Raw genomic sequence first — 10,721 nt, forward strand, 5'->3', positions numbered from 1 at the left:
GACGAAAACAGGCGGTTTTTTCACAACGCCCTTAACCCCGTACGTGACCGGCGGCCTCCGTGCCCGACTCTCGTCCAACCCGCAACCACACCACCAACACGGCAAACCAATCCAGCCACCGCACTAGCCGACTCGGGTTCGGACGAAGCCTTCGAGCTTGCCGAGGAGCGGGATCAGCAAGTCTTGCTCCTCGGCGCTGAGTCCGGCGACCAACTCTGAATCCCGCCCGAGCACCGCGTCGACCGATCGCTCGATGACCTCGTGTCCGGCGGCTGTCAGCGTGACCGCCACTGCTTTGTGGCCCGAGGGATCGGGAGCCCTGGTCGCCAGCCCTTCTTGCTCGGCACGCGCCACGCGCTGCGAGATCGCACCGGCGGTGACCAGCGTCCGCTCGGTCAGCTCGCGGGTGGTGAGCGTGTAGGGCGGGCCGGCCCGCCGCAGCACCGAGAGCAGGTCGAGGGTCGCCCGATCGATCCCGGCCGCCCGCAACACCCTGGTCCGGTCATCGGTGAGCAGTTTCGCCAGCCGCACGATCGGGGTGAACACCTCGATCGAGTCGGTGGGCGTGCCCGGACGCTCGCGGCGCCACGCGGCGGCGATCTCGGCGGCGGTGGTGCTCATGCGTGCTGCTCTCCGTCTCATGTTAAGGTCTAAACGTTTAGCCCTAAACGTACCAGGGGGAACCATGACCCGCACCGTCCTCATCACCGGCGCCACCCGCGGCATCGGCCGAGCCGTCGCGGCCCGCTTCGTCGCCGACGGCGCCCGCGTCACCATCACCGGCCGGCGCGCGGAGCTCGTCGAGGCGGTCGCCAAGGAGCTCGGTATGACCGGCGTGGTGTGCGATGCCACCGATCCGCAGGCCGTGCAGGCCCTCGCTGAGCGCTTCGAAACGCTCGATGTGCTGGTCAACTGCGCCGGCGGCCTCGGTGCCGCGGAGCCCGCGGCGACGGAGTTGGAGTCCGTTCTGGCCCAGTGGCGCGCGGATCTGGACGCCAACCTGATCAGCGCCGTCCTCACCACCACCGCGCTCAAGCCCGTCCTCGCGCCGGGCGGCACGGCGGTCGCGATCGGCAGCATCGGTGCCGAGCGGCGCGGCGGTTCGTACGGGGCCGCCAAGGCCGCGCTCGGCGCCTGGTACGCCGCGCTGTCCGCCGAGCTCGGCCCGCGCGGGGCCACGGCCAACGTGATCTCGCCCGGGTACATCGCCGACACCGACTTCTTCCAGGGCGCCATGACCGACGCCCGCGAGGCGGCACTGATCGCCGAGACCCACGACAAGCGGGCCGGGACGTCGGACGACATCGCCGAGACCGCCTTCTTCCTGGCCTCCGTCGGCGCGCGGCACATCACCGGTCAGACGATCCACGTCAACGGCGGCGCCTTCACCACCCGCTGAGCCCGAAGCCCTCACCACCGGCCGAGACCGACGTCATCCCCGCCGCGGATCCGGCGCGCGCCGTTGATCGCGGTGACCTATCGTCGGCTTCGATGACTGCCGCCGACCCACCGCACTCTGTCGATTCACCCCACTTCGCCGATCCACCACACTCTGCCGACCCACCCCACTTCGCCGATTCCGTCGGCGCTGACGACCTCGCCCTCCTGCGCACCCATGAGCCGATCCTCGCTTACACCAAAGGCGAGTACTTCCTCCCGACCGACATCGAGCGCTACATCGCCGCGGCCAGCCTCTGGCGAGAAGGCGACAAGCAGACCGAACTGGTCCCGGCCGGCTCCCTCGACCTCGCGTCCCTGTTGGCGGCAGCGGACCAATACCCCGACCGTCCCCTGTTCCTGCGCTACGTCCTCAAACCGGCCGGCGGCCGCGAGGTCCGCCGCTGGCGCAAAGGGCACCCCACCGGCATCCGCCGCACCGGGCGCCTCGCGGCCGTCGGCTTCGTCGCGCGCCTGATCGACGTCCTGTTGCGGCTGAGCCTCCTGATCCGCGGCACGGTGCCCGGCGGCGTGATGACCAAGGCCGCCGAGCAGTACCACGCCGGCGGCGGCTCGGCCGTGTCCCCCTACTACGGCCGAGTGCTGCGGCAGGGCGGCTACGTCATCCTCCAGTACTGGTACTTCTACGCGGCCAACGACTGGCGTTCCACCTTCGGCGGCGTCAACGACCACGAGGCCGACTGGGAGATGGTGACCGTCTATCTCGCCGAGGAGGCCGCCGCGGGCGCCGAACAACCGCGCACAGTCTCCCCGCGCTGGGTCGCCTTCTCCTCCCACGACTACACCGGCGACGACCTCCGCCGCCGCTGGGACGACCCGGACCTGACCGTGGAAGGCACCCACCCGGTGGTCTTCGCCGGCGCCGGCTCGCACTCCGGCGCCTTCCTCGCCGGCGACTACCTCGTCACCGTCAACCCGCGCTTCCTCGGCGCCATGGCCCGGTGGTGGAAGCGCGGCGCGGAGATGATGCTGCGCCGGGCCCGCAGCGAGGAGCACGGCTTCGGCATCCCCTTCATCGACTACGCCCGCGGCGACGGCGCCCGCGTCGGTCCCGGCCAGGACCGGGTGTGGCACCCGGTCCTGATCGACGACGACACCCCCTGGGTCCGCGGCTTCCGCGGCCTGTGGGGCGTCGACACCCGGGACTGGGCCGGCGGCGAGCGGGCCCCGGCCGGCCCGCGCTACGAACGCGACGGCACCGTCCGCTTCTCCTGGGCCGACCCCCTCGGCTGGGCCGGCCTGCACAAGGTGTCCCCGGACGACACCGGCCTGGGACGCAGCCTGGAGAGCCGCGTCGCCGACCTCGACACCCGCATCACCGACGCCGACGAGCAAACCGTTGTCCTGCAACAGGGAGCCCGCGACCGCCACGCCGAAGTCCTGTCCCTGCGCACCGAATTCCAGACCGCGAAAGCGGCGGCCGAGCGCTTCGGCGAGGCCCGCGTCGCCGAGGAATCCGTGAGCCGGCTCATCAAAGAGCGCGCCGCCCTGGCCGAGGAACGCGCGGTGCACCTGAACGTCCTCGAACGCGGCGGTCTGCCCCCGCAGGATCCCCAGGCGCACGTCATCCGCACCCACAAGCCCTATGTCCCCGGTGACCGCAAGCACCACGGCATCTTGTTGCAGATCTGGGCCGCGGTCAGCGTCCCGTTGCTGTTCCTGGCCGTGGCCACGGTCCTGCTCCTGCCCGACGACCGCCAGAAGATCCCCACGCTGCTCGGCATCCTGGTCATCTTCGCCGCCCTGGAGGCCCTGGCCCGCCGCCGGCTGCTGACCACCGCCGTCAGCGTCGCGGTGATCCTGGTCGGCGCCGGCGTGGTGATCAGCGTGCTGGAGTGGACAGCCCGCCACGCCCGTGACGGTTTCCTCGTCGCGATGGGCGTCGCCGCGTTGCTGTTGTTGCTGGTGAACGTGCGGGACTTCTTCCGGCGGTGAGCCGTGTGCCGTTCGTCACGCCCGATTGGCGGAAAGGCGGACGTACGCCGTGCGTTCGCCCCTTTCGCGCCACCACCAAGCCGCAACCGAAAGGGCCGGACCCGGTGCCCCCACACCGGATCCGGCCCGAGACCTCATAGGCCGCCGCACGGGTCGGGTTGAGCCCTACGCCGGTGCGAGCACCCGCCGACCGTTCCGCCCCCCGTGCCGCACCGTCACCCCGCCCCGCTCGGCGCGCTCCGCCCGCTCGGCCAGCGCCGCGAACGACGCCGCCGAGTGCTGCGCGGCCGGCAGCAGCGGTGCCTGCTCCGGCTCCAGGGTCTCCAACTCGTCGCAGCCGTAGGCCCGGCACAGCTGCAACTCGGCGACGTGCACCACGTACCAGCGCGCGTAGTACCCGTCCTGCTCGCGGGAGACCAGGATCTGCTGCACGACCCCCGTGCGCTCCTCGCCGACCACTTCAACCCGGGCCCCGACCGGGTGCCCGGCCGCCCGCACACCCGCCGCGACCTCGGGGTCGACCCGTTCGGCGGCCAGCGCCCGGGCCGCGTGGTCGGCCCCGTCGTACTCGTCGGTCCAGGTGCGCCGCAGGTGGATCAGCACCCGGCCGATGGCCGCGGCGCGGGCCCCGGCCAGGGCGCGTTGTTCAGGATTGGCGTTGGGACTTGTCGACGCGGCGTGCCAGCGGGCGCGGGCCGCGCAGGCGCGCTGCTCGATCTCGAAGCGGTCCAGGCCGTCCAGCTCGTCACGGACGGCGTCGTAGATCTTCTCCAGGCGGCGGGGGTCCATCGGGGGTGCTCCTCAGCGGGGTCGCAAAGCTCACGAATCGGGGGTCGGCGGTCCGGGAAGGGCGTACGCAGACAACGCTGGCTGGTACGCCCCAGCGCATTCGACGGCACGTTTTATGAACCCGGGGAGGGACCCGGTGCGTGAGCAGGCACAAGCGGTAGTCCGGTGTGCCGGCCACGGTCGCGCAGGAGCTGAGGCGGGGCTTTGGAGTATTGGTCGAGCGCCGCGAAGCGGCTCCACAACGGGTGGTGGTGGGCGACGGGTGCGGTGTCATCAGAGTTACCTCTACAGGAGTACGGCGGCTGGAAGGTGCCCTCCGGATGACGCGGGGGCGAACCCTCGTATCTTCCGTACCAGCGGGCTATCGGACGTCAGCGGCCGCACATTCGACGCATGCGGCATACGCGGCCGGCCATATGGGCTTTCGTCCCATGGCAGGTCGCGCAGCACGTGATGCAAGCGCCGGTCATGGCGCTATTAAACCATGCCGGACCCGGGGGGTTGTCAAGCGACCCACGTCAGCAGGTGCGGCCCGGACCGGCCGCTTTCCCCCGTTCAGCGCCTTGCCAACGGCGTTGTGCGTCCGGGGCTGTTCATCGGGGCGAAACCGGCAATACGTCTAAGAGTATTGATTCAGACTACTGAGTCACGTTAGAGTGACTTGCCGGTTCCGTCGTATTTAGTGACGGCGGAGAGAGGTATGAGAGGTCATGGCAGGGACTGTCTCGAACATCGGCATAACACTCGCGATCGTTTCCACGTATCCGCCGCGACGGTGCGGCATCGCCACCTACTCGCGCGACCTGTCGGTCGCGTTAAACGATGCCGCTCCGGACGTGCGCGTGGAGATCTGCGCGTTGGACCGGGACGGACTGGCCTACCCCGCGACGGTGCGGACGGTGATCCGCCAGGACGAGCGCGGCGACTACCGCAAGGCCGCCCAACAGGTGGCCGCCTCCGGGGTGGGCGCCGTCGTCATCCAGCACGAGTACGGGATCTTCGGCGGCGTCGATGGCGCCTGGATCACCGACTTCGCCGCCGAGTTGCACCGGCTCGGCGTGCCCTATCTGGTCACCTTGCACACGGTGCTCTCCGAGCCGAGCCCTTCGCAGGCCGGGACCCTGTACCGGCTGTGCCGCGATGCCGCGGCGGTCACCGTGTTCACCGGAACCGCGCGCCGGCTGGCGGTCGACACCGGGATCGCCCCGTCGGACCGGATCGTGCATGTCCCGCACGGAGCGCCGCCGCCGGGAAGCGGCGGCGAAGTCCGCCCTGAGGTGGCGGCCACGCTGGACCGGCTGGCCGGGCGCCGGCTGCTGTCGACCTTCGGCCTGCTCTCGCCCGGCAAGGGCCTGGAGACCGCGATCGCGGCCCTGGGCCGGATCGCCGAGCGGCACCCCGACGTGACCTACCTCATCGCCGGCTCCACCCACCCCGAGATCGCGCGCCAGGAAGGCGAGCACTACCGCGACGAACTGGTCCTGGCCGTCAAAGGCGCGGGGATGCAGGACCGGGTCGTCTTCCTGGACCTCTTCCTGACCGACGCCGAGATCTCCGCGGTCCTGGCCCGCACCGAGATCTTCTGCACCCCCTACCGCTCCCGGGAGCAGATCTCCTCGGGCGCCCTGACCTTCGCCGTCGCCGCCGGCTGCCCGGTGGTGTCCACGTCGTACTTCTACGCCGAGGACATGCTCGCCGGCGGCGCCGGCATCACCGTCCCGCCGGAGGACCCCGACGCCTACGCCGAGGCCCTGCACACCCTGCTGTCCGACCCCGAGCGCCTGGAGCGCGCCCGCGAGGCGGCCCGGACCCGAGGCGCGGGACTGCACTGGACCGCGGTGGCCCGCCGATTCGCCGGGATCGCGCGGGCCACCGCGGCCCGCCGGACGCGTCCGGTGCCCGACGCCGTCGCCACCGACGCGGCGGGCATGCCGCGGGTGGACGTGCCCAAGCTGAAACTGACGCACCTGAACCGGATCACCGACTCCGGCGGCATCGTCCAGTTCAGCGACCGTGCCAAACCGGACCTGGGATCCGGCTACTGCGTGGACGACGTCTCCCGGCTGGCGATCGTCGCGGCCGGACTGTGCGACGTCCCGGTGCGCGAACTCAAAGGCGCGGACCCGCACGACTGGCTGGACACCTCCCTGGGCTTCCTGGAGGCCGCCTACGACCCGGCCGCCCTCGGCTCGCGCAACATGCGGGCCGCGACCGGGGAGTGGCTGGACGAGCCGCACCGGGGCGACCACGTCGGGCGGCTGCTGTGGTCGCTCGGCGCCGTGGCGGCCGGCCCGGCGGTGCCGGACAAGTACCGCGAGCGCGCCGCGGCGCTGCTGGTGCAGGCCGGACCGGGCCTGCGGGCCCTGACCACGGTCCGCTCCACCGCCTACTCCCTGCTGGGGCTGGTGCGGATCCCGGAGCCGACCGCCGAGTCGGCGCTGGGCGTCGCCCGGCTGGAGGCGGCCTTCCAGGCCACCGCCACCGACGACTGGCCCTGGTTCGAGGACGAGCTCACCTACGACAACGCCCGGCTGCCCCAGGCCCTGCTGGCCGGTGCCGAGCGGGCCGGGGACGCCGCGATGGCGGGGCACGCGCTGCGAGCGCTGGACTGGTACCTCGGCCAGGTCGGGCTCGGCGCGGGTGCGGGCGGGGACGAGGCCGGTCTGGGCGGCGAGGCCGAGGGACATCTGGCCCTGGTCGGGAATCTGTGGCGGCGCAAGGGCGCGCCGCGTCCCGCCTACGAGGGCGACGAGCAGCCGATCGACGCCGCGGCGGTCGTCGAGGCGTGTGTGGAGGCCTGGCGGGTCACCGGCCGGGAGTTCTACGCCGACCGGGCGCGGCGGGCCTTCGGGTGGTTCCTCGGGGCCAACCGGCTCGGTCTGCCGCTGTACGACGCGAGCAGCGGCGGCGGCCGGGACGGACTGCGCGAGACCGACGCGAACTCGAATCAGGGTGCTGAATCGACGCTCGCCTACTATCAGGCGCTGCTGGCGCTGCGCTCGGCCGACCTGGTGTGAGCGCGCGGGGCGAATCTCCAGGCCCGGCTTGGAGATTCGGTCCGACGCGATCAAGAGCGGCCCCGGGCCGCACCCCGCGCGAGCGGTGGTGTGGTACGGGGCTGATTCGTTGCGGTGCTCGGCTCGGCATTGTCGGGCCGAGCTTTGTCAGGCCCAGCTTTGTCGGGCCGGGCTTTTCCTGGCCCGGCTTCGCCCAGCCCGGCTTTCGCTGCCGCCGGCTCGGGCAGTGCGGCCATTCCGGTGACGACTGAACCGGTGATGAATCCTGTCGGTAACAGCGCGAGGGTTCTGCCATCGGGTTATCCGTCAATGGCCGAGTAGGCACCGAGTAGTCACCGCGGCGGCCGCCGAGCGTTATGCGGGCGGCCGGCGCGGGCCTGTCCCGCCGTGGACTTCGTCACACATTTGGCCCTGGCGCCGCGGTGGCCCGCAATAGGCGCTGCGCGACAGGTCGTGCCGAAATGCCCTGAACCCATGATCCAAGCCCGTCAATGGAAACCCGCTGCTGGCGAGTGCGTTTAGCGTGTTGCCCAGACACGATGGATCACGGGCGCTACAGTCGGTGCTTTCCAGCGGCCGAACTGTGCCGTTTGCGAAGATCGAAACCTGTTCGCAACCAGACACCTGCGAGGCAAGAGATGTCGACCCCGCTCGGCACCACCAGCCCCCACGGCGAACTGTTCCGCCGGGACCCCGCCAATCCGATCCTGACGGCCAACGACTGGCCTTACCAGATCAACACCGTCTTCAACCCGGGCGCCACCAGCCACGACGGCGAGACGGTGCTGCTGTGCCGTGTCGAGGACCGCCGCGGCCTGTCTCACTTGACCGTCGCACGCTCCCCCGACGGGGTGCACGGCTGGCGGGTGGACGCCAAGCCGCTGCTGGCCGACGACCCCTCCGACCAGACCAGCATGTGGGGCGTCGAGGACTGCCGCATCACCTATGTGGCCGAACTGTCGGCGTACGTCATCTCCTACACCGCCTACGGCCCGGCCGGCCCCTGCGTCGCCCTGGCCACCACCGAGGATTTCCAGTCGGTGGAGAAGCTGGGCGTGGTGATGCCGCCGGAGGACAAGAACGCCTCGCTGCTGCCCCGGCGCGTCAACGGCGAGTTCTGTCTCTACCACCGCCCGCTCTCGGTCCGCGACGGCCGCGCGGACGTGTGGATGTCCCGCTCGAAGGACCTGCGCCAGTGGAGCAACCCGGAGCCGGTCATGACCAGCCGCCAGGGCGCCTGGTGGGACGCGGCCCGCATGGGCCTGGGCCCGGCCCCGATCGAGACCGAGCACGGCTGGCTCGGCGTCTACCACGGCGTCAAGGAGATGGCCGCCGGCCCGCTGTACCGAGCCGGGCTGGTCCTGTTCGACCTGGACAACCCGGCGAAGGTGATCCGCCGCTCCCCGCAGTGGGTGCTGGGCCCGTCCGCCGACTACGAGACCCACGGCGACGTGCCGAACGTGGTGTTCCCGACCGGGATGATCCACGACGAGGAGACCGGCGACCTGCGGCTGTACTACGGCGCGGGCGACTCCTGCATCGCCATGGCGACGGCCTCGATGAGCGAGGCGCTGGACTACCTCCTGCAGTACGGCTGAGGAGACCCTTCAGGTGGCCTGGGTCCGCTCCGCCCAGGCCATCGCCACCAGCGCCGAGGCCAGCAGGATCCCGAACGCCTGCCACGGGTCGTGGTGCTCCAGAAGCGTGCGCTGCCGGTCGACGAGGTCCGCGAACCACTGCGGGAAGTCATAGGTCGGCAGGTGCAGCCACCAGTTGTTCTCCACGATCCCCGCGACGAACGCCGCCAGCACCGCCTGATAGGGCCGGGCCAGCGCGGCGGTGAGTACCGCGACGATCGTCACCCACGGCAGCAGCCGGAACTCCACCACCATCGCGTGGTACAGGTACGCCTGCCCGCCCAGCCGCCACGGCCGGTAGCCGAGCGCACGGAACACCGGCCACGCCTTGCCGTGGCTCTGCGCGTGGTCGCCGATCCAGAACGCGGCCAACTGGCCCGCCGTGACGGTGAACAGGACGGCCAGGAATGTCAGCAGGACCGAGAGCACGGCCAGCGCGAACTGGGCCGGCGTCTGCGGGGCGGGGCGCGGGTGTGGGCGGTGGGTGCGGCCGGGGCGGAAGATGCCGTGGGTGGCGCTGTAGTCGGTGCCGTGGTTGGCGCTGCGATTGGCGCCACGGTCGGCGCTGCGGGGGATGCGGCCCTGCTGTTGGGCGATCGCCGTGCGGATCTTGTCGATGTCGTGGTTGGCCATCTCAGGCTTGCTCCCAGTGGATGGCCACGGCGCCTTGGTGGAGTTGTTCCAGGGCGGCTCGCCAGCCCTCCAGGCGGGCCATGACGAGGTCCGGGTCGGCGGTGGGGTCGACGGCCAGGAGGGCGGCGTGGAGGTGGGCTGTGGGCGGTCTGGGTTGGGTGGTGTGGGCGGTGCGGGTTCTGGTTTCCGCTCGGATGTGCGCTCGGCTGACACCGACCTGCGGCAGGATCCTCTCCAACGCGGCCCGAGCAGTCAGCGCCGGACTCGCAGCGGCCTGAACCGCACAGAGCCAGACATCTTCGCGGTCAGGCCACGCGATGCGCAGTGGCCCCGTCGGCCCCGCCACCGTCGTCGCGGCGATGAGCGTGGTCGAGCGGCCGTCCTTCGCGATGGTCACGGTTCCGGATGACGTCAGTGCCCTGAGTTCATCGACCTCATCCACCGCCGCCGCGACCACCGGATCGACTTCGCCGATCTGCGCACCCCGCCCGAGCGCGATGAGCATCGTCGTCGGCGCCAGCCCGAACGCCGCCGTCAGACCACTGATGACGGGCCCGAATCCCCGCAGCATCGCCCGCAACTCGCCGCCGAGTTCCGCGGCTTCCGGTGACTCGGATTCCAGTTGCGTGGCAAGGGATTCGGCGTCGATCGGTGGCCCCGGCCGCACCTGATCGGCAAGTCTGGCGAGGGTCGTGCGCAACGTCGCGAGCCAGGTCGTGGCGCTGGGGGAGGGGGCTGGATACAGGGCACTCATTCAACCTCCCTCAGTGCCCTGATGAGATCGACATCCGGTTCCCGGTAAGCCGACGGATCCGTCCGCCCCGCGAGCTCACCACACACCGGGCAATCGCCGCGACTGGCGACCGACAACCACAGCGACTGGTACGCGTACTGGGCCGGCGTCGAGCGCATCAGGTCGGCGAAGATCCAGTAGTCGGGCTCGTGCCCGAAGACCGCATACGTGGTGCCGGCCTTGAGGATGCCGTACGCGAACCGAGCCGCCGCGGCGTCATCATCGGGCGCGTGCAACAACCCGAGCGCAGCCTTCGCCGCCACCGCCGACACATGATGCACATCCGCGAGCAGCCCCGGCTCCGCCACCAGCCGCCCGGTCCCATAGTCGGTCCGCGCGGCGACGTCACCACTGCCGGTCTCCCGCAGATCGGCCCGCACACCCCCGGTCGCGCACGCGAAGCACGCACTCCCAGCCGCGGCGACGATGACCTCCCCACCCCGCGCCCCCTGATACAAC

At 71.2% G+C, this 10,721-nt stretch carries 8 protein-coding genes and 1 pseudogene; 4 read left to right on the forward strand and 5 right to left on the reverse strand.

All coding sequences use genetic code 11. From position 1 onward, the window contains the following. Positions 1 to 123 precede the first annotated feature (123 nt). Positions 124 to 621, reverse strand: coding sequence for a MarR family winged helix-turn-helix transcriptional regulator (locus tag IZR01_RS44230; protein ID WP_194927320.1), 498 nt, complete (start codon positions 619 to 621; stop codon positions 124 to 126). A 64-nt stretch (positions 622 to 685) separates the two neighbouring features. Between IZR01_RS44230 and IZR01_RS44235 the strand changes: the two genes are divergently transcribed. Next, a complete protein-coding gene (locus IZR01_RS44235) occupies positions 686 to 1,399 on the forward strand; it encodes an SDR family NAD(P)-dependent oxidoreductase (RefSeq protein ID WP_194927321.1) in 714 nt (237 codons plus the stop codon). Positions 1,400 to 1,491: 92 nt separating this feature from the next. Beyond that, complete coding sequence (locus tag IZR01_RS44240; RefSeq protein ID WP_228555097.1) at positions 1,492 to 3,393, forward strand: hypothetical protein; 1,902 nt, start codon at positions 1,492 to 1,494, stop codon at positions 3,391 to 3,393. A gap of 165 nt (positions 3,394 to 3,558) precedes the next feature. On the opposite strand, the gene IZR01_RS44245 is transcribed toward IZR01_RS44240, so the two are convergent. Continuing rightward, complete coding sequence (locus IZR01_RS44245) at positions 3,559 to 4,182, reverse strand: hypothetical protein (protein ID WP_194927322.1); 624 nt, start codon at positions 4,180 to 4,182, stop codon at positions 3,559 to 3,561. Positions 4,183 to 4,892: 710 nt separating this feature from the next. Here IZR01_RS44245 and IZR01_RS44250 point away from each other — a divergent pair. Next, the gene (locus IZR01_RS44250) at positions 4,893 to 7,199 is read left to right on the forward strand and encodes a glycosyltransferase (RefSeq protein WP_194896162.1); all 2,307 of its coding nucleotides are present in this window, start codon (positions 4,893 to 4,895) and stop codon (positions 7,197 to 7,199) included. A 638-nt stretch (positions 7,200 to 7,837) separates the two neighbouring features. Then, entirely contained in the window at positions 7,838 to 8,797 is a 960-nt protein-coding gene (locus tag IZR01_RS44255; RefSeq protein WP_194896161.1) for a glycoside hydrolase family 130 protein, read from the forward strand. Positions 8,798 to 8,806: 9 nt separating this feature from the next. On the opposite strand, the gene IZR01_RS44260 is transcribed toward IZR01_RS44255, so the two are convergent. From IZR01_RS44260 to IZR01_RS44270, 3 genes and pseudogenes are all read right to left on the reverse strand, one after another. Continuing rightward, positions 8,807 to 9,469 (reverse strand): hypothetical protein, encoded by a 663-nt coding sequence (locus tag IZR01_RS44260; RefSeq protein ID WP_194927323.1) that lies wholly within the window; start codon positions 9,467 to 9,469, stop codon positions 8,807 to 8,809. Between the two features lies 1 nt (position 9,470). Then, a complete protein-coding gene (locus tag IZR01_RS44265) occupies positions 9,471 to 10,223 on the reverse strand; it encodes a hypothetical protein (RefSeq protein ID WP_194927324.1) in 753 nt (250 codons plus the stop codon). Continuing rightward, positions 10,220 to 10,721 (reverse strand): annotated as a pseudogene (locus IZR01_RS44270) (ThiF family adenylyltransferase); the annotation flags it as partial. The gene IZR01_RS44265 and the pseudogene IZR01_RS44270, both read right to left, overlap by 4 nt.

Origin of the sequence: Catenulispora pinisilvae, from assembly GCF_015356865.1 — a bacterium.
Classification (GTDB): domain Bacteria; phylum Actinomycetota; class Actinomycetes; order Streptomycetales; family Catenulisporaceae; genus Catenulispora; species Catenulispora pinisilvae.